At 73.4% G+C, this 18,804-nt stretch carries 15 protein-coding genes; 4 read left to right on the top strand and 11 right to left on the bottom strand.

Annotated features, from left to right (window positions below):
* The first annotated feature begins 31 nt into the window (after nt 1–31).
* The 3 genes from ACLQ2R_RS08930 to ACLQ2R_RS08920 are packed head-to-tail and all read left to right on the top strand — an operon-like array spanning nt 32 to nt 4,152.
* Nucleotides 32–1,792 (top strand): ABC transporter ATP-binding protein, encoded by a 1,761-nt coding sequence (locus ACLQ2R_RS08930; RefSeq protein ID WP_425958886.1) that lies wholly within the window; start codon nt 32–34, stop codon nt 1,790–1,792.
* 39 nt (nt 1,793–1,831) lie between these two features.
* Entirely contained in the window at nt 1,832–3,610 is a 1,779-nt protein-coding gene (locus ACLQ2R_RS08925) for an ABC transporter ATP-binding protein (RefSeq protein ID WP_425958885.1), read from the top strand.
* Nucleotides 3,607–4,152, top strand: a complete 546-nt coding sequence (locus tag ACLQ2R_RS08920) for an NUDIX domain-containing protein (protein ID WP_425958884.1) — start codon at nt 3,607–3,609, stop codon at nt 4,150–4,152. The genes ACLQ2R_RS08925 and ACLQ2R_RS08920 overlap by 4 nt, the downstream gene beginning before the upstream one ends.
* Before the next feature lie 109 nt (nt 4,153–4,261).
* On the opposite strand, the gene ACLQ2R_RS08915 is transcribed toward ACLQ2R_RS08920, so the two are convergent.
* The 11 genes from ACLQ2R_RS08915 to hisG form a co-directional block, all read right to left on the bottom strand.
* Nucleotides 4,262–5,224: a nucleoside hydrolase gene (locus ACLQ2R_RS08915; RefSeq protein WP_425958883.1), complete on the bottom strand. Its 963-nt coding sequence runs from the start codon at nt 5,222–5,224 to the stop codon at nt 4,262–4,264.
* On the bottom strand, nt 5,217–5,942 hold the full coding sequence (locus tag ACLQ2R_RS08910) for a GntR family transcriptional regulator (RefSeq protein WP_425958882.1): 726 nt from the start codon (nt 5,940–5,942) through the stop codon (nt 5,217–5,219). The genes ACLQ2R_RS08915 and ACLQ2R_RS08910 overlap by 8 nt, the downstream gene beginning before the upstream one ends.
* On the bottom strand, nt 5,939–6,961 hold the full coding sequence (locus tag ACLQ2R_RS08905; protein ID WP_425958881.1) for a PfkB family carbohydrate kinase: 1,023 nt from the start codon (nt 6,959–6,961) through the stop codon (nt 5,939–5,941). The genes ACLQ2R_RS08910 and ACLQ2R_RS08905 overlap by 4 nt, the downstream gene beginning before the upstream one ends.
* Entirely contained in the window at nt 6,958–7,869 is a 912-nt protein-coding gene (locus ACLQ2R_RS08900; RefSeq protein WP_425958880.1) for a 6-phosphogluconolactonase, read from the bottom strand. The genes ACLQ2R_RS08905 and ACLQ2R_RS08900 overlap by 4 nt, the downstream gene beginning before the upstream one ends.
* Nucleotides 7,870–7,942: 73 nt before the next feature.
* Entirely contained in the window at nt 7,943–10,150 is a 2,208-nt protein-coding gene (locus ACLQ2R_RS08895; protein WP_425958879.1) for a N,N-dimethylformamidase beta subunit family domain-containing protein, read from the bottom strand.
* Nucleotides 10,151–10,154: 4 nt separating this feature from the next.
* On the bottom strand, nt 10,155–11,387 hold the full coding sequence (locus ACLQ2R_RS08890) for an ABC transporter permease (protein WP_425958878.1): 1,233 nt from the start codon (nt 11,385–11,387) through the stop codon (nt 10,155–10,157).
* 47 nt (nt 11,388–11,434) lie between these two features.
* Nucleotides 11,435–12,565 (bottom strand): ABC transporter permease, encoded by a 1,131-nt coding sequence (locus ACLQ2R_RS08885; RefSeq protein WP_425958877.1) that lies wholly within the window; start codon nt 12,563–12,565, stop codon nt 11,435–11,437.
* Nucleotides 12,562–14,148, bottom strand: a complete 1,587-nt coding sequence (locus ACLQ2R_RS08880) for an ABC transporter ATP-binding protein (RefSeq protein WP_425958876.1) — start codon at nt 14,146–14,148, stop codon at nt 12,562–12,564. Before ACLQ2R_RS08880 ends, ACLQ2R_RS08885 begins: the two co-directional genes overlap by 4 nt.
* Nucleotides 14,149–14,169: 21 nt before the next feature.
* The gene (locus ACLQ2R_RS08875; protein WP_425958875.1) at nt 14,170–15,225 is read right to left on the bottom strand and encodes a BMP family lipoprotein; all 1,056 of its coding nucleotides are present in this window, start codon (nt 15,223–15,225) and stop codon (nt 14,170–14,172) included.
* A gap of 167 nt (nt 15,226–15,392) precedes the next feature.
* Nucleotides 15,393–16,184 carry an HAD family hydrolase gene (locus ACLQ2R_RS08870; protein ID WP_425958874.1) on the bottom strand — a complete coding sequence of 264 codons (792 nt, stop codon included), beginning with the start codon at nt 16,182–16,184 and terminating at the stop codon, nt 15,393–15,395.
* Between the two features lie 85 nt (nt 16,185–16,269).
* On the bottom strand, nt 16,270–17,169 hold the full coding sequence (gene hisG, locus ACLQ2R_RS08865) for an ATP phosphoribosyltransferase (RefSeq protein WP_425958873.1): 900 nt from the start codon (nt 17,167–17,169) through the stop codon (nt 16,270–16,272).
* A 573-nt stretch (nt 17,170–17,742) separates the two neighbouring features.
* On the opposite strand from hisG, the gene priA reads away from it, so the two are divergent.
* A complete protein-coding gene (gene priA, locus ACLQ2R_RS08860; protein WP_425958872.1) occupies nt 17,743–18,483 on the top strand; it encodes a bifunctional 1-(5-phosphoribosyl)-5-((5-phosphoribosylamino)methylideneamino)imidazole-4-carboxamide isomerase/phosphoribosylanthranilate isomerase PriA in 741 nt (246 codons plus the stop codon).
* Nucleotides 18,484–18,804 lie beyond the last annotated feature (321 nt).

The following is an 18,804-nucleotide window of genomic DNA, read 5'->3' as shown; positions in this document are numbered from 1 at the left end:
ACGGGAATCACCGCCGTGAGCGGAGGGGCCCGTGACTGAGGGAACGCGACCGGCCGGGGAGCCCGAGGGCGACCGGCCGGCCGCGTCCTCCAGCGTGCGGGGATGGATCCTCGGCCACCTCCTGCGGCACCGGGGACTGCTGGCGGTGTTCTGCGTCACCGCGGTGCTGGCGAACCTCTGCTCCACCCTCGTCCCGGTCCAGATCGGCACGGCGTTCGCCGAGGCCACCGGCTCGCGTCCGGACCTCGGCGTGGTCACCGCCGCGGCGTTCGCGATCGCGGCGCTCGCGGGGGGCCGCTTCGTGGCGGACCTGCTGTTCAACGGCTCGATGGAGATCGTCGCCCAGCGCGTCAAGCGGGACGCGCGGGACGAGCTGTACCGCAGCCTGCTGGCCAAACGCCTGTCCTTCCACGACCAGCAGCGCATCGGCGACATCCTGGCCCGTGCCATCAACGACGCCAGGCTCGTCGACTACATGCTCAGCCCGGGGATCGCCACCGCCTTCAACGGCGTCCTGGCCCTGCTGGTCCCGATCCTGTTCATCGCCTCGCTGCACGCCCAGTTGCTGCTGGCCCCCGGCGTGATGATCGTGGTCTTCGGGTACGCGCTCTACCGTCACGTACGGCGGCTGAACCCGCTGACGCTGCGGACCAGGGAGACCTTCGCCGATCTCAACGAGCGTTTCTCCACCACCCTCGGCGGCATCACCACGGTGAAGGCGTTCACCCAGGAGGACCACGAGCGGCGCGCGTTCGCCGAGGCCGCGGCCGCCTACCGGGACGCGTTCGTCAGGCGGGGCAGGGCACAGGCCGTCTACCTGCCCGCGCTGAGCTTCGCGCTCGCGATGGCGATCGGCTCACTGCACTCCCTGCACCTGTACGCGCAGGGCGAGCTGAACCTCGCCCAGGTCGTGACCTACCTCGGCTGGCTGGTGCTGTTCTCGCAGCCGGTCACCCTGTCCGAGCAGGCCGTACCGGTCATCCAGGAGGGGTTCGTCGCCGCCGCCCGCATGCGGCAGATCACCGAGGGCGACGCGAGCGAGCGGGAGGACACCCGGGGCACGACGGCGGACCTCCAGGGCGCGATCACCTTCGAGGGCGTGTCCCTGCGCCACGAGGGCACCGACATCCTGCGCGACGTCTCCTTCCACGTGCCCGCCGGCCGTACCCTCGCCGTCGTCGGCCCCACCGGCAGCGGCAAGAGCATGCTCATCAAGCTGGTCAACCGGATGTACGACGCCACCGAGGGCCGGGTGCTGATCGACGGCCGCGACGTGCGCGAGTGGGAACCGGGCGCGCTCCGCCGCCAGATCGGCCAGGTGGACCAGGAGATCTTCCTGTTCTCCAAGAGCGTGCTGGACAACATCGCGTTCGGCTCACCCGGCGGGGCCGACGACGAGGACGTCCTGCGCGTCGCCAAGCAGGCGTGCGCGGACGACTTCGTACGGGCGATGGACAACGGCTACGACACGATCCTCAACGAGGGCGGGACGACGCTGTCGGGCGGGCAGCGGCAGCGGCTGGCCATCGCCAGGGCACTGCTCACCGACCCCCGTATCCTCACCCTCGACGACGCGACCAGCGCGATCGACGCGCAGACCGAGACGGCCATCACCGAGGCGATCGAGCGCGCGGCCGCGGGCCGTACCACCGTGCTCGTCTCGCACCGGCCCGGCCAGATCCGGCGCGCCGACATCATCCTGCTGCTGGACGCCGGGCGGGTCGTCGACCAGGGAACGCACGAAGAACTGATCGCGCGCTGCGCGCTGTACCAGGAGATCTACAGTGGATGACGTCCGGGCGGACCCGGCCGCGGCGGATCGGCGGCCCTCGTGAGCGACCTGTTCGCGGGCCTGCACGCCGACGACTACGACCGCGTCTACGGCAACGGCAGGCTTCTCGGCCGCATCCTGCGCTACCTGCGGGAACGGCGCGGAGCCATGATCGGCACCGCGGCCCTCGTGGTGGGGGCGGCCCTGCTGACCGCCGCGGTGCCGATCGTCATCTCCCAGGTGATCGACCAGGTCGGGGCCGGGGAGGGGCTGGGTCTCCAGCTGAGCGTGTTCGTGGTCGTCGCCGCGGTGCTGGCCTGGGGGATGAACTGGGCACGCCAGGCCATCACCGCCCGGCTGGTGGGCGGCGTGGTGTACCGGCTGCAACGCGACGCCGCCGACGCCGCGCTCGCCAAGGACATCGCGTTCTACGACAGGAACTCGGTCGGGACGGTGCTCAGCCGGGTCACCGGCGACACCGAGGGCTTCAGCTCGGTCATGACCCTCACGCTGAACCTGCTCAGCCAGCTGTTCCTGGTGGTGCTGCTCGGCGGCGTCGTGTTCTGGATCGACGTCGACCTCGGCCTGATCATCCTGGCGGCGCTGCCGCTGCTGCTCGGCACCGCCCTGGCCTTCCGCAGGATCGCCAGGGCGGCGGCGTCCGCCACCCGGCGGGTGATGGCCAGGGTCAACGCCAACGTGCACGAGTCGATGATGGGCATCTCGGTCGCCAAGAGCTTCGGCCGGGAGAAGACGGTCTACCGCGACTTCGACGAGGTCAACCGGCTGTCGTACGCGGTCTACGTCCGGCAGGGCCTGATCTACACGCTCATCCTGCCGGTGCTGACGATGCTGGCCGGCCTGGCGACGGCCGTCGTGCTGTACCAGGGCGGGCGCTTCGCGGTGCTCGGCAGGCTCTCCCCCGGCGAGTGGTACTTCGCCCTGCAGGCGTTCGGCATGCTCTGGCAGCCGATCACCCAGGCGGCGTCCTTCTGGAGCCTCTTCCAGCAGGGGCTCGCCGCGGCGGAGCGGGTGTTCGCGCTGATCGACAGCGAGCACGCCGTCGTCCAGACCGGGAACGAGCCGGTGACCAGGCTGGAGGGCGACATCGAGGCCCGCGGCCTGAGCTTCGGGTACGGGCCGGGGGCGGCCGTGTTCCAGGGCCTGGACCTGCGCATCGAGGCGCGGCAGACCGTGGCGATCGTCGGGCACACCGGTGGCGGCAAGTCCACGCTGGCCAAGCTGATCGCCCGTGCCTACGACTTCCAGGAGGGCGAGCTGCTCATCGACGGCCGCGACATCCGCTCGCTCGACCTGCGGGCGTACCGCGAGCGCGTCGGGGTCGTCCCGCAGCACCCGTTCATCTTCGCGGGCACGCTCGCGGAGAACATCGCCTACGGCAGGCCGGACGCCGGCCACGCGGACGTCGAACGCGCCATCGACAGGATCGGGCGCCAGGTGTGGTCGCGCAGCATGCCGATGTCCCTGCACGACCGGCTGGCCGCCGGGGGCCAGGGGGTCTCGGTCGGGCAGCGGCAGCTCATCGCCCTCGCCAGGATGTTCCTGCGGGAGCCCGACATCGTGATCCTGGACGAGCCGACGGCCAGCGTCGACCCGCTGACCGAACGCGGTATCCAGAACGCGCTCTCCCGGCTGTTCACCGGCAGGACCGTGCTGGTGATCGCCCACCGGCTCGCCACGATCCAGCGGGCCGACCGCGTGCTGGTCCTGCGTGACGGCAAGGTCGCCGAGGACGGCGGCTTCGACGAGCTGCTGCGCCGCGACGGCCCGTTCGCCGAGCTGTACGCGACCTACTACGCCCACCAGAAGCCGGCGTGAACGGGCCCGGCGGCGGCTGCGTCCCGCACCCGCCGGAGTTCGAGCGGATCCTGAGTGAGGCGTCGGAGGCGGGCGTGCGGTGCGTGGTGGGCGCCGTCCTCGTCAACCCGCTCGGCGAGGTGTTCCTGCAGCGGCGGGCTCCCCACGTGCGGCTCTTCCCCGGCTGCTGGGACATCGTCGGCGGGCACGTCGAGGAGGGCGAGACGCTGTGCGCGGCGCTGGCCAGGGAGATCGAGGAGGAGACGGGGTGGCGCCTGGTCCGGGTGGACGGCATGGTGGACGTCTTCGACTGGAACGGCGGCGACGGCGAGCGCAAGCGTGAGATCGACGTGCTCGCCACGGTCGAGGGGGACCTGACCCGGCCCCGGATCGAGCGGGACAAGTTCGTCGAGGCGCGCTGGCTGGACGAGGCCGCGCTGCGGGACCTGGCCGCGTCCTCCGCCGAGTCCGGCATGATCGACCTGGCCCTGCGGGCCCTCGCCGGGCGCTCCCGCGACGGCTCCGCGACACCGGACCCCGAGGACCCCGCCCCCGGGTCGTGACCGGCGGCCGTGGCCGGTCGTCATGACCGGCCACGGTGACCGTGTTTTTCGTGTTTTTCGTGCTTTCTATGCCTCCGGGCCTTTCGCGCACCCGGTGGCACGCCCCGGTTCAGCCGGCCCCGGGGGCGAGCGTCCCGAGGAGGTGCCGGTAGAACCGTCCGGTGTCGACCGTGGCGGCGCATCTGACGGGGCGCCCGCCGGCGTGCCGCACGACGCGTCCCTGGCTCTCCCCCCGGGTGATCACGTCGCAGCGCACGGTCTCGAACGTGCAGATGCCGGGCTCGGCCAGGTAGGACGTCGTGAGGCTGTCCCAGCAGCAGTAGGGCAGGCCCGTGGTCTCCAGGGTGCCGAACGTCAGCGCGAGCAGCGACCCGGCGAGGTCGCCGACGGGGTCGCCGTAGGTGCGGCCGAAGGCACGGGCGAGATCGGGGGTCACCGGCACCCGGTCGGTCACGTCCAGGGGGAACATCGTGATCGGCACGTCCGCGTCGAAGACGCGCCTGACGGCGTCGGGGTCCCAGAAGACGTTCCACTCCGCGCTGCCGTCGTGGCCCGGTTGCCGGACGTTGCCGGTGACGTCGAGGGCCCCGCCCATGAACACCACCTCCTCGATGCGCGACGCGATCGACGGGTGACGGTCGAGGCACCAGGCGAGGTTGGTCAGCGGGCCGGTGGCGAGCACGGTGACCGGCTCCGGGGCCCGCGTGAGCCAGACGGCGAGCTGCTCGTGCGCCGGAAGCGCGTCCGCGCCGGCGACCCCGGCGACCCCGGGATCCTCGCGGTTCAGCACGGGCAGCGCGTCCGCCCGCAGGGCGTCGATCCGCCACGCGAGGGGGAACGGGTTGCGCCCGGGCAGCGTGCCCACGGCCGTGGGCACGTCCAGGCCGGCCAGGCCGAGGATCTTACGGGTGACCGACAGGGCGGGCTCGGCCAGGCAGTCGGCCGGGGTCACGGCGACCCCGCGCAGCTCGACGGCGTCGTAGCGGGTCAGCAGAAGCAGGGAGAGCAGGTCGTCCGGCGCGCCGTCGTGGTCGAACACGACCTGACGGCGGCGCGGGGAGGGATCAGTCACGGCGCCTCACCAGATGGAAGGAGAAGTCGGTCCCCCGGTGGTAGTCCTCCGAGTACAGCAGCGGGCGTCCCGCGCCGTCGTGGTGGGTCTGGATCAGCAGCAGCCAGGCGCCGCCGGCCTCGGTGGCGCCGATGCGCTCCGCCTGCGCCGGGCCGAGGGTGACGGCGCGGACCTGGGCGACCGCGTAGGCGACGTCGTGCCCGTACTCGGTGAGCAGCTCGAACAGGGATCCGGTCCAGTCCACCTCGTCCAGGGGGCGGCCGACGAGGGAGCGGGGGAACAGGTCGACCGAGTACAGCAGCGCGTCGTCCTGGTGCCGGCGCAGCCGCTCCAGCCGCACGACGGTCTCACCGGCCGGGAGCTGCAGCAGCTCCCGCTGGTGGCGGTTCGGCTCCGTGGCGAAGACGTCCAGCACGGTGTTGTCGACGGCGTGCCCCCGGCTCGCCAGCATCTCCGTGACGCCTTCGAGGCGGGTCAGCGGACGGTCCAGGCTGGGCTGGGAGGTGAGGTAGCGGCCGTCGCCGTGGCGCGCCTGGATGACCCCCTCCTGCTCCAGGAGCTTGAGCGCCTCCCTGACGCTGGTGCGGCCCACGTCGAACAGGGCGATGAGCTCGTTCTCGGAGGGGAGCCTGTCCCCGGGGCGCAACGCCTGCTCGACGATCAGGGCGCGGAGCCGGTCGCGCACCTGGATCGCCAGGGTGGGCTGCCGTCGTGTCACGTGGGTCTCTCCTGTCCGGGCGGACCGTGGAACGGGGCGATGCCGAGCTCCGAGGCGGACGGGTAGCTGGGAGCGCAGAAGCGCCGCGTGACCGACACGGCCGCCACCCGGCAGGCGATCCTGGCCCCCTGCGCCAGGCTCGCGCCGCCGCGCAGGGCGGCCGCCAGGGCACCGGTGAAGGCGTCACCGGCACCGGTCGTGTCCACGGCGTCCACGTGGGGTACGCCGATCAGCATAGTGCCGTGATCGTCGATCATCTCGGCGCCGTTCTCCCCGCGGGTGACGATCACGGCGCGTCCCCTGGTCCTGGCGCGCAGCGCCTCCACGGGCCGGACGTCGCCGGCGGCCTCCCGCGCGGCCCCCGCCCGCCCGCCCCCCGTACCCCGCCCGTCGCGCCCGGCGCCGTCCCGCCCGGTGCCCGTGTCGCGCCCGTCCCCGGCCAGCGCGGACAGCTCGACCTCGTTGAGCACCAGCACGTCGGCCCGGCCGAGCAGCTCCTCACCGTCGCGGCCGAGGAACGGCCCGGCCGGGCTGGGATTGAGCATGAGGCGCACGCCGGGCGGGGCCGCGGCCGCCGCCGCGGCCGACGTCTCCACCGGGATCTCGCCCTGGAGCACGAGCACGGAACCGGGCGGCAGGCGGGCGGCCGTGGCGGCCGCCCGGGACGCGGGGAGCAGGTTCGCGGCCCCCGGCCACGTCATGACGATCTGCCGGCCCTCCCCGTCGACGTAGACGAAGCTGCGCCCGGTCGCGGTGCCGCCGGCCGTGGCGCAGTCGCCGACCTCGACGCCGTCGGCCCGCAGCGCGGCCAGCGCCGCCGGCCCGTCGGCGTCGTCCCCCAGGCATCCGACGAAGCGGGTGGGGGCTCCCAGCCGGGCGGACGCGACGGCCACGTTCGCCGCCTTGCCGCCGTGCGCGGTGGCGTACTCGAAGGCCTCGACGCTCTCCCCGGTCGCCGGCAGGTGGTCCCCGAACATGTACAGGTCCAGGGTGTAGGCGCCGATGGCGAGCACGGTCATCCGTCGAGTCCCAGCGCGCAGGGCGCGATGCTGTCGGCGTCCACGGTGACGCGCACGTCGGGATGGCGGTAGGCCAGGGTGACCGGGAGCAGCACCTCGGGTTCGGTGGTGAGCAGCAGGACCCGCACGATGTAGCGCTTCCAGGCGCCCCCGTCGGTGATGAGGTGCAGCCTGCGGGCCGAGAGGATCTCCGCCATCCCCAGGGTGACGGCCATGCGCGGGATGGCCCGGGTGTAGCCGCCGGTGACCCGGTGGGAGTGGGCCACGATCGTGTCGTCGAGCAGCGGGACGATCCTCGTGGTGGAGGCGGCGAACTCCTCGACGCCGTACTCGTGCCAGCGGGTCGTCGGCGGCTCGTTGAAGGCCAGGTGCCCCCGGTAGCCGAACCCCGCGAAGCAGGTGTCGGCCCCTCCCACCGCCCGCAGGCGTTCGGCGTAGGCGTCGGGGTCGAACACGTCGGGGTAGACGACGTTCTCGGGACGGGGCCTCAGCTCGGGGTCGAGCAGCCGGTAGAGGTTGCGGTCGCAGTAGCCGCGGAAGCTGAAGGGATGGGACGGGTCCACGGGCCGGCCCTGCCAGTCGAGGAACTCGTCCATGTGGAAGGCGAACACGTCGCCCCAGCCGATGCGCTCCTCGTTGCAGATGCGCGCGAGGATCGGGTACTGCGCCTTGGGGCCGACGGGGAGGATCCAGCGGGTGGGCTCCCCGCGCCGGTTGTTCTCCCGCAGCTCGTCGGCCATCTCCCTGGCCAGACGGTGGTAGAGCGTGGCGGTGTCCGGGTGCACCGTCAGGGGGTGGCGGGCGATCGCCACCAGGTCCTCCACCGGCATGGACAACTGCTCGTCGGTGAGATCGCCGGAGGTACGGGGATAGGGGTAGTCGTCGCGTGGCGCGCCGGCGGTGGTCATGTCACTCCTCGTCGCGGGGCTCGTCGGAAGGGCGTGTCGCGGGGGTTCGTGACGGGGGCGTCAACAGGGCGCGTCACAGGGGATCGGGCAGAAGGAAACGGGACAGGACGGTGCGGGTGACGTCCCTGACGTCGCCCTCCCGGCAGGCGAGGCTGGCGATCCAGTTGATGGATCCGGTGGAGAACACCGCGCCGCCGTCGCCGAGCCGCCGCAGCGTCATGTCGGCGCGGACGGTCGTCCCGTCCGGGGAGGAGTCCTCGGCGGCGGCCTGGTAGTGGTGGCTGTGCCCGCCCGCGGACGTCGCCAGCACCAGGGTGCCGGGCGGGGTGCCCAGCTCGGTCGAGGCCCGGTCGATCTCGTCCCCGGCGGCGCCGCCGAGCGCGAGCCCGTAGCGGCCCACGGTGTCGGTCCCGACACCGGCGAAGACCCAGGACGCCTCGTCGCGGTAACTGTCGGGCAGGCGGGTGTACCCGGGGGCCGGGCCCCACCCCTGGGCGGCGAAGCCGACGCCGAGCAGCTCCTGCGGGGGGAGGCCCCGGCGGCGCCAGAGCCCGCCGAGCTCGCCGGTGGAGGTCAGGACGTCCTCGCCCGGCTCGTTGTCCCACCAGTCGCCGGTGCCCTTGCGGCGGACCTCGACGGCGTGCGGGTAGCGGGGGTCGACGCCGGTCACCCAGTAGAACCCGTTCCCGCCGAGGTACATCAGCCGCCCGCCGCCGGAGACGTACCCGCTGACGGCGTCGCGCTCCGGCGCGCTGACGTACTCGGGGTGGCTGCCGGTCATGACGACGCGGTAGTCCGCCAGCAGGCCGGCCCCGCCCGCGTGCACGTCCTCGTCGGCCAGGACGTCGAAGGCGAACCCCTCCGAGCGCAGCCAGCGCAGGAGCAGGATGTCGGCGGAGAAGTGCCGGGGCGCCCCGGTCATCCACCAGACGTAGTCGGCGGTGTAGTTCAGCACCGGCCGCAGCCTGGAGGAGTGGTGGACCGCGCCGCCCTCGCGCCTGCTGTCGTACAGGGACAGCCCCAGCTCCCGGTGGGCGTTGAGGTAGACGTCGGTCTCCGAGAGCGTGATCGGGCGGGCGGTCACCCGCGAGTAGTCCCCGAAGTACTCGGCCTCGCTGGACTGGCGGTGGTTGGCGTAGGCGAGGTAGGTGAAGGTGGGGAGGATCACCGCGAGCGGCGGGGCCGCCGGTCGCGCGGCCCCCCGCGCCGTCCCGTGCCCCTGCTCCCGCGCCATATCGCGCTCCTGCTCGTGCTCCGTCCCGTGGGGCGGGCGGACGACGAGCGGGACGACGAAGGACTGGCCGGAGGCGCGCAGGCGGATGCCGAGCACGGTGGAGCCGATGTCCTCGGGAACGGTCACCGTGCACGTCCGGGGCCAGCCCGCGTCGTCGAGATCCTCGGGGGAGAACTGCACGGCGGTGCGGGCGGTGGTCTCCCCGGCGCCGGCCCCCGGGCCGACCAGCCCCGTGAGCGGCCGGTTGACGGCGTGCGCGTGACGGCCGTTCCCGCTGATGTCGCGGACGAGGGGGGCGCCGGGGTCGGCGGAGACGTCCCACAGCGCCACGACGTCCGCGCCGGCGCGTTCGAGCAGGCCCGATCCCGTGGTCAGGCCGAACAGGGCGGCGCGACCGGCGGGGTCGAGCGGGCTCCGCGTCAGCAGGGGCAGGGCGACGCGCCCCAGCCAGGGATGCTCGCCGTCCCGGCCGGCCCCGATCCGCAGGGCCCCCGCGGAGGGCGGCGCGGGCAGGTCCCGCCCCCGCGAGCCGACCCCCCTCACGCCGCCCTCCCGCGCCGGGCCGTCACCGGCGGTCAGGTCGAGGATCGTCTCGGACGGCGTGGTCTCCCAGGTCGCCACGAGCAGGGACCACGCCCCCCGCCGGAGCGCGGAGGGCAGGTGGCCGTGGACGCGCCCGGCGGGGGTGTCCACGCTCGCCTCGGCACGCCCCTCCCCGTCCAGGCCCAGGAGCAGCCGCCAGCCCTCACCGCCCAGGTCCGCCACGACCTGGCGGACGTCGAGGTGGTGGGGACGGACCCACAGCGCGAGGCTCCCGCCGGCCGGCACCGGCACGGACGGCACCTGAAGGTGGGAGCCGGGCCGCACCGGACGCGGCTCGACGCCGACCTCCCGCGCCGGGACGAGGACGCGCTCGTCCACCAGGTCCACCAGCTCGACGGTCGCGACTCCCCGCGGGCCGCCGGCGTGCACGCCCACCCGCCGGCCCGGCGGGACGGACCAGCTGTCGGCGTACGCCATCAGGCGGGGTTGCTGCTCCGTTGCCATGCGTTCAGGTCTCTCCTCGTCGGTAGGGGAGGCCGGCGTAGGTCGGCATCCGCAGTCGTTGGGCGACCGTGACCAGCACCAGGAGGGTGACCAGGTACGGCGTGGCGTAGATGAGCTGGGTGGGGATCGAGTCGGTGGTCTGGAAGACCGCGAAGGCGGCCACGCCGACCAGCGCCAGGACCAGGGCCAGCCGGCGGCGCCGGCGCAGCACGACGAGGGCGGCCGTCCACGCCAGCACGGCGGCCAGCAGGAACAGCACGTGCACGGCGGTGGACTGGCGCAACTGCAGGGCGTCGGCGTACCCGAACAGCAGGGCCCCGCCGGCCGCGCCGCCCGGGCGCCAGTTGCCGAAGATCATGGCGGCCAGCCCGATGAAGCCCCGGCCGCCGGTCTGGCCCTCCCGGTAGACGTTGGAGGCGACGGTGACCAGGTACGACCCGGCGAGCCCGGCCAGCGCCCCGGACACCAGCACCCCGCAGTACCTCATCAGGTGGACCGGGACCCCGAGCGAGTCCGCGGCGGCGGGATGCTCACCGGCCGAGCGCAGCCGCAGCCCGAAGGCGGTGTGCCAGAGCACCACGACGCTGAGCCCGACCAGCGCGACGGCGATCACCGTGAACCAGGAGACCTCGAACAGGAGCCCGCGCAGGACGCCGGCGGTGTCGGACACCAGGAACCAGCGGGTCCGTTCGAGGGCGCCCAGGAGATCGGGCGTGCCCGCGCCGCCCGCCAGGAACGGCATGCTGACGGTGCCGATCACCCCCCTGACCGGGGGCGACTGGGTGGCCCCCGCCCCGGGCATGCCGCTGAAGGCGATCACGGACAGGAAGCGCGCCACCCCCAGCGCCAGGATGTTGATCGCGATGCCGCAGACCGCCTGGTCCACCCCGAACGTCACGGTGGCGACGGCGTGCAGCAGGCCCGCGGCGACACCGCCCAGCGCACCGGCCAGCACCCCGGCCCAGACACCGTGGACGTGGCCCGCCCAGGCCCCGCACACGGTCCCGATGATCATCATGCCCTCGATGCCGAGGTTGGCGACGCCCCCGCGCTCGCTCCACAGGCCGCTCAGGGCGGCGAGCCCGATGGGGACCGCCAGGCGGAGCGCGGCGTTCACGACGCCCGACCCGGTGAGGGCGTCGGTCCCGGTGAGGGTGCGCACCAGCGACATCGCCAGCAGGACGGCGACCACGGCGAGCACCCAGCCCCGGCGCCACCAGGGCCGCGGGGCCGTCACGCGTCCGGGGTCTCCGAGGTTTTTGCGGCCCAGGAGGCTCTGAAGGCTCACGAGGTCCGGCCCAGCGGCTCGGAGGCGGCTGCCGAGGCGGTCCTCTCACGCACCAGCCGGGCGGTGCGCCTGCGTTCCGCGCGGCGCACCACCTCGTAGGCGACCACGACGCTGATCACGATGACACCCTGCATGATCGTGACGATCTCCTTGGGAATGCCCTGGATGTCCAGGATCAGCGCTGATCGCTCCAGGAAGCCGAAGAGCAGGGCGGACAGCGCGATGCCGACGGGGGTGTTGCGGCCGAGCAGGGCCACGGCGATCCCGGTGTAGCCCGCCCCCGAGGGGAAGTCCAGGCCGTAGCGGTAGGTGTTGCCCAGCAGGTCGGGCAGCCCGGCCAGCCCGGCGAGCGCGCCCGAGACGAGCATGGTGACGAGGATCATGCGGCGCGGGTCGATGCCGTGGGCGCGGGCCGCCGCCGGGTTCAGCCCGCTGATCCGCAGGTCGTGGCCGTACAGCGTGCGGGTGAGCGTCCAGTGCACGGCCACCCCGAACAGGACCGCGCCCAGCACGGCCCCGCCGAGATGCGCGCCCGGGGGCAGCGAGATCCCGAACGAGGCCAGCAGGCCGTCGAGCACGGGCAGGCGCGCCGACGGCGGCAGTTCGGCGGTCGACCCGTTGACGTCGTCGGCGGCGAAGACCTCGGTCAGCAGGTAGGCGATGACGGCGATGGAGACGTAGTTCAGCAGGAGCGTGGACAGCACCTCCGAGACCCCGCGCCACACCTTGAGCACCGCGGCGATGCCGGCCCAGACCGCGCCGGTGAGCATGGCGACCAGGCACATGACGGCCAGGTGCAGCGGTCCCGGCAGGTCGAGGGACGCGCCGGTCGCCGCGGCGAGCAGCGCCGCGATCCGGCACTGGCCCTCGACGCCGATGTTGAACAGGTTCATGCGGAAGGTGACGGCCACGGCGAGACCGGCGAAGAAGTAGATCGTCGACCGGTTGACCGCGGAGACCAGCGAGTCCGGCCGGATCCCGAACTCCAGCATCGTCAGGTAGGTCGCCCCGGGTGAGGCGCCCACCGTGACGAGCAGCGCCGTGGTGACGGTGAGCGCGATCAGCAGGGCGAGCGCGGGCGCGGCGAGCGTGCCCAGCACCCGCCCGGGCGCCCAGGCCGGCCTCATCGGGTCCCCGCCGGGCCGGCGGGCTCGGGCTCGGGCTCGGGTTCGGTCCCCGTCATCAGCCGGCCGAGACGCTGCGGGGTCAGCTCCCCGGTGGGCACGGCGGCGCTCAGCCGTCCGCGCAGCATGACCTGCACGCGGTCGCACAGGCCGATCACCTCGTCGAGATCGGCGCTGACCAGCAGGATCGCCAGGCCCTCGTCCCTGGCGTCGCGCAGCAACTCCCAGATGACGGCCTGGGCGCCGACGTCCACGCCCCGGGTGGGATGGGCGGCCAGCAGCACCGTGGGCCGCCCGCTGAGCTCCCTGCCGACGACCAGCTTCTGCTGGTTGCCTCCCGACAGCGCGGCCGCGGGCACGTCGACCGAGGGCGCCTTGATGTCGAGCCGGGAGATGAGCTCGCGGGTGAGGTCCCTGGCCGCCTTCCGGTCGACCCGCCACCGGCCGCGGCGCCTGAGGTCCTCGCTGCCGAGCATGACGTTCTCCCACAGCGTGGCCGGCAGCGCCAGCGCCTGGCGTTGACGGTCCTCGGGGATGCACGCCAGCCCCAGCCGGCGGCGCTGCCGCGTGCCGAGGCCGGTCGCGTCCTGCCCCGCGATCTGCACCGAGCCCGCGGTGACCTCCCGGACCCCGGTGATCGCGTCGATGAGCTCGGACTGCCCGTTGCCCTGGACCCCGGCGATGCCCAGGATCTCCCCCCTGGACAGGTCGAGGGTCGCCTCGGTGACGGCGCCGGCCCGCAGGCCGCGCAACCGCAGGGCCACGGCCCCGCCGCCGGCCCGGTCGCGCGTCGCGGGCGCGGGCAGCTCGCCTCCGATGATGAGCCTGGACAGGCGGCGGGGGTCGGCGTCGGCGGTGGCGAAGTCCCCCACCGAGGTGCCGGCGCGGATGACCGTGACGTGGTCGGAGACGGCGAGCACCTCGTCGAGCTTGTGGGAGATGAAGATGACGGCCAGGCCCTGCGCCCGTAGCCCGGCGAGGCTGTCGAACAGGGCCCGCACCTCGTCGGGCACGAGCACCGCGGTGGGCTCGTCGAAGATCAGGACGCGGGCGCCCCGGTAGAGGACCTTGAGGATCTCGACGCGCTGCCGCTCTCCCACGCCTAGGTGCTCGACGGTGGTGTCGGGGTCGACGTCGAGGCCGTAGCGCTCGCTCACCTCCCGCAGGGCCCGCCGGCTCGAACGGCGGTCGAGCAGGCCCCACCGCGAGGTCTCGGCCCCGAGGATCACGTTCTCCAGGACGGTGAGGTTCTCGGCGAGCATGAAGTGCTGGTGGACCATCCCGATGCCGGCCGCGATGGCGTCGGCGGGGGAGCGCAGCCGGGCCGGCTCGCCGTCGAGGAGCAGCTCGCCGCCGTCGGGCTGCTCCTCCCCGTACAGGATCCTCATGAGGGTGGACTTGCCGGCCCCGTTCTCGCCCACCACGGCGTGGACCTGGCCGGGACGGACGACGAGGCTCACGTCGCGGTTGGCGACGACCCCCGGATAGTGCTTGCTGATGTGGCGGAGCTCGACGAGCGGGGGCAGCTCGGGGCCGGGCGTGGTGTGGGGGGACAACGCGCCTCCGGGGATCGCGTCGGTGATCATGGCGCGGGTGCGGGGGAACGGCTACTGGAGGGTGGAGGGCACGTCGATCCGGCCCGCGACGATCTCCTCGCGGAGCTTCTCCAGGCGCGGCTCGATGTCGCCGAGGCCGCCGCCGCTGGTGGCGTAGGACACGCCCTTCTCCTTGAGCCCGAACTCGCGCACCCCGTAGACGGGCTTGCCCGCCGCGGCCTCCTGGATGGTGTTGAACACCGCGACGTCGAGCTCCTTGGTGGCGCTGGTGAGGATCACGTCGGCCAGTTCCGCGCCCACCGTCTCGCGCTGGTCCACGTCGACCCCGATGGCCTTCTTGCCCGCCGCCTTGGCCGCCTGGAAGACGCCGAGCCCGGAGGCGCCGGCGGCGTGGTAGACGATGTCGGCGCCGGCGTCGTACATGCCGCGGGCCGCCTCCTGCGCCTTGTCGGGGGAGGAGAAGCCGCTGAAGTCGGGCGGCTGGCTGAGGAAGACGCTGGAGATGTCGATCTTCGGGTTGATCTTCCTGGCGCCGGCCGCGTACCCGGCGATGAAGCTCTCCTGGGGCGGTGTCTGCACGCCCCCGACGAAGCCGAGCCGCCCGGTGGTCGACTTCAGGGCCGCGGCCGCCCCGACCAGGTAGCTCGCCTCCTCCTCCCGGAACGACACGTTGGTGACGTTGGGCAGCTTCACCGACGTGTCGTCGACGATGACGAACTGGGTGCCGGGGAAGGAGGGGGCGACCTTCGTCAGGGGCTGGGCGTAGAAGAAGCCGACGGCCAGGACGGGGTTGTGGCCCGTCTCCGCCAGCAGGCGCAGGATCTCCTCCAGGTCCGACCCGGCCGCGTTGGGGCTGAGCTCCTTGACCTTCACGCCCAGTTCGGCCTTGGCCCGGTCCAGCCCGGCCCCGACCGAGTCGTTGAAGGACTTGTCGCCGCGTCCGCCACGGCTGTAGGCCACCCCGACCGTGGCGGAGGAGGAGGCGGCGGCCCCGTCCTTCGCGGCGGCGGGGCTCGCTGCGGTGCCGTTCCCCGCGGTCGAGCAGGCCGCGAGAGAGCAGATCACAAGGCAGGCGGTGAGGAGTCGGGCGGCGGACGGTCGGAGCATGGTGCACCTTTCGGATCGAACACCCCTGCCTGTACGGCGCGGGGCCTGCCTCCTGGGGCCGAGTCATCGCCGGTCGGATCTCGGCTCTGGAGACCTCATGATGGATACTGGTCAGACAAGCGTCAACACTTCTCAGACAAGTGAGACGTATCCGCGTCCGGGGCCGCTCAGGGCAGGGCGGGCAGGCGCTCCAGCCACGCGGCGACCCCGTCGTCGTCGTTGGACGCGGTCACCTCGTCGGCCGAGGTGAGCACCGCCGGATGGGCGTTCGCGACGGCCACCGCCGTTCCCGCCCAGGTCAGCATGGGCAGGTCGTTGGGCATGTCGCCGAACGCGATCACGTCGCCGGCATCGAACCCGAGCCGGTCGGCCATCGCCTCCAGGGCGGCCGCCTTGGTCACGCCGGCGCGCATCACCTCGCAGAACACGTCCGCCGAGATGGTGACCTCGCATCCGGTCAGGAGGTGGCGCACGCTCTCGTAGTAGTGGCGCGCGTTGCCCTCCAGCTGCACCATGAGCTTGCCGACGTTGCGCCGGTCGAGCGCCTCCTCCAGGCGCGGCACCCGCCGCGCGCTCCGCGACAGTGCCTCGGGCAGGCCGAAGGAGTCCTCCAGCAGCAGCTCCAGCCGGCACTCCGCGCCCAGCCGGGCCCCGGGGAAGCGGTCACGCAGGACCTTCAGGGCCTCGGCGACGTGCTCCTCGGCCAGCGGGTGGTAGTCGACCACCTCGTCCAGCTCGAAGTCGAAGGTGATGGAGCCGTTCCCGCACACCGCGACGGGCGTGCCGCCGAGCGCCACGGCCACGTGCCGGGTGTCCCGGACCGGCCGTGCCGTCGCGACGACGAACACGTGTCCCGCCTCCTGCACGCGGCGTACCGCGACGCGGGTGCGTTCCGACACCAGGCCCGAGGAGTTCAGCAGCGTCCCGTCGAGGTCGCACACGATCATCCGGCGTTTCACGGCGTGCCGTCTCCCTGCTCTCGCCCCGCCATGTCGTCACAGTCATCACAGTCGTCACGCGGGGACGGCGCGCGTCCGGTGATCCTCACGGCGGGTCCTTCGGCCAGACCGTCGCCATCTTCCCCAGGGACGACTCCATGACGTCGACGGCGCCGGCGGCCAGGATCGCGTCCACGGTCTCGGCCAGGTCCCGCCGTGCCACGAGCCCCTGGACGACGACCAGGCCGTCGCCGGCCAGGCCGGTACCGGCCCGCCAGGACCGTTCCGGCATCGACGACGTCACGCGGGCGAGGTCGCGCGAGGGGGCGCGTACCGTCAGCAGCGCGCGTGCCGCCCCCGCGTGGACGGAGTCCAGCAGCCGCGCGACCCGCTGGATCCGTGCCCTCTTCTCCGCGTCGCGCCAGGCGCGCGGGCCGGCGACCAGGTGCGGCGTGCACGTCCTCAGCGTCTCGATGATCCTCAGGTCGTTGTCCCAGAGCGTGGAGCCGCTCTCGCCGGCGTCGATGACGACGTCGGCGAGCTCGGGGATCTTGGCCTCGGTGGCGCCGTAGGAGCGGACCATCTCGGCGGGCAGTCCCAGGCTCTGGAAGAACCGCCGGCCGATGTTGGGGTACTCGGTCGCGACGCGCACCCCGGGGGGCAGGTCGCCGGCGCGCTCGGCCGGGTGGCCGAGCGGGACGGCCAGCACCACCCGCCAGGGCCGGTCGTTCGCGGTGAGGTAGGGGAACGTCTTCACGGGCTCGACCTTCGCGCCGGTCTCCTCGATCCACTCGGCGCCGGTCAGCCCGAAGTCGAAGGCCCCGCTCTCGACGACGAGCGGTATCTCGCGCGCCTTGTAGAAGGCGACCTGGATCGGGCCGTCGTACTCGACGACCGCCCGGTAGCTGCGGTCGGAGGGTCTGCGCACGCCGAGGCCGGCCGCCGCGAAGAGGTCCAGGGTCCACCGCTCCAGCGGGGAACCCTTGGGCAGCGCGAGCGAAACCATGCGGTCCTCCTGGGCGTGCGGCGGCGATCGGCGTCGGTGACGGGCCGGGGGATCGGCCGGCCCGCTCTCGGTCGGAAGGGTCTCCACCACGCGCTCGCGACGGCCCCGTGACGGCCCCGTGGCGGCCGTCGTGCGCGCCGCGCCGTCCTCGGAGGACCGGGTCCCGGCGCGGCCGGCAACGACCGCGAACCACCCCGTCCACCGTGACCCGGCCGGTGCTTGGGTAAGCGTCCCCGCGCCGCGCGGGCGGCGGCAAGTGAACCATGGAGGTGGCCGATGGTTCACTTCGCATCATCGCCTGCGGTCGCATAATGAGATGGTTCGTCCGGTGATCGGCGAATTGGCGCCGCCCTCGTCAGCGGAAACGCGGAAAGGAAGCCCCGAGTACGCCGCGTGCGCCGTGTACGCAGAGTACGCAGAGTACGCCGCGTGCGTCGTGCGCGCCGTGGTCCCGCGTACCCCGCGGAGACGCCGCCCGTGGGGAGCCGCGACTCCCCCGGTGGCCGCGGCCGTCCCCTCCGACGAGTCCCGCCGAGTCCGCCGCCGAGCCTTCCGAGCCTTCCGAGGTGCCCAATGCCCGACCAGTCGCTCACCCTCCTGCCGGCCGTCGACGTCAGGGACGGCCGCGCCGTCCGCCTGGTGCGCGGCGAGTCCGGATCCGAGACCTGGTACGGCGATCCGCTCGACGCGGCGCTCGCCTGGCAGCGGGCGGGCGCCGAGTGGGTGCACCTGGTCGACCTCGACGCGGCTTTCGGCACCGGGACCAACCGGGACCGGATCGCGGAGGTGATCGGGACCCTCGACGTCAAGGTCGAGCTGTGCGGTGGCATCCGCGACGACGCCGCCGTGGCCGCGGCGCTGGCCACCGGCTGCGTCCGGGTGGTTCTGGGCACGGGCGCCCTGGAGAACCCGGAGTGGGTCGCGGACGTCATCGCCCGCTACGGCGACCGGATCGCCGTCGAGCTGGATGTCTGGGGCACCACCGTGCGGAGCCGCGGCTGGACCCGCGACGCCGGCGAGCTCTACGAGACCCTGGCCAGGCTGGACGCGGCCGGGTGCGCGCGCTACGTCGTCACCGACATCGCCAGGGACGGCACCCTGGAGGGGCCCAACCTGGAACTGCTCAGGAACGTCTGCGCCGCCACCGGGAATCCCGTCGTGGCCTCCGGGGGAGTGTCCGGCCTGGACGACCTGCGCGCCCTCGCCTCGCTGGTGCCGCTGGGCGTCGAGGGGGCCGTCGTGGGCAAGGCGCTGTACGCGGAGAGGTTCACCCTGGGGGAGGCGCTGGACGCGGTGCGCGGCCGGGAGCCGTGACCGGGGGTGCGCGGGTGTGCCGCGCCCGGCCGTCCCGGGGCCGCCCGTCCCCGGGCCCGGCGGTCCTGAGGTCCGGCCGTCCCGGGGCCCGGCCGTCCCGGGCCGGGGAGTTTCGGACCGAGGAGTTCCGGACCGGGAAGTTCCGGTTCGGGAAGTCATACGCCGGGGCATCCCGTGCGCGGACATCCCGCGTCCGGCCGTCCCGGCGCCCGCGGGGGAACGGCGGTCCGCCGATCTCCCGGATAAGGTCCCGCTGGAATTCACAACCGAAATCACGAGGAAGACCGTAAATCGGCGGGTTGACGGAGCCCCGACCGTTGG

The organism is Streptosporangium sp. DT93 (genome assembly GCF_049844535.1).
Classification (GTDB): Bacteria; Actinomycetota; Actinomycetes; order Streptosporangiales; family Streptosporangiaceae; genus Streptosporangium.
The sequence above is the reverse complement of the archived record's forward strand: the minus strand, read 5'-3'. Positions and strand labels throughout refer to the sequence as shown.

What these genes read in the sequence shown, in the direction of transcription:
- ACLQ2R_RS08905 (WP_425958881.1), bottom strand. Translation starts at nt 6,961, where the DNA reads ATGACCGTGCTCGCCATCGGCGCCTACACCCTGGACCTGTACATGTTC.
- ACLQ2R_RS08900 (WP_425958880.1), bottom strand. Translation starts at nt 7,869, where the DNA reads ATGACCACCGCCGGCGCGCCACGCGACGACTACCCCTATCCCCGTACC.
- ACLQ2R_RS08895 (WP_425958879.1), bottom strand. Translation starts at nt 10,150, where the DNA reads ATGGCAACGGAGCAGCAACCCCGCCTGATGGCGTACGCCGACAGCTGG.
- ACLQ2R_RS08885 (WP_425958877.1), bottom strand. Translation starts at nt 12,565, where the DNA reads ATGAGGCCGGCCTGGGCGCCCGGGCGGGTGCTGGGCACGCTCGCCGCG.
- ACLQ2R_RS08880 (WP_425958876.1), bottom strand. Translation starts at nt 14,148, where the DNA reads ATGATCACCGACGCGATCCCCGGAGGCGCGTTGTCCCCCCACACCACG.
- ACLQ2R_RS08875 (WP_425958875.1), bottom strand. Translation starts at nt 15,225, where the DNA reads ATGCTCCGACCGTCCGCCGCCCGACTCCTCACCGCCTGCCTTGTGATC.
- hisG (WP_425958873.1), bottom strand. Translation starts at nt 17,169, where the DNA reads ATGGTTTCGCTCGCGCTGCCCAAGGGTTCCCCGCTGGAGCGGTGGACC.
- priA (WP_425958872.1), top strand. Translation starts at nt 17,743, where the DNA reads ATGCCCGACCAGTCGCTCACCCTCCTGCCGGCCGTCGACGTCAGGGAC.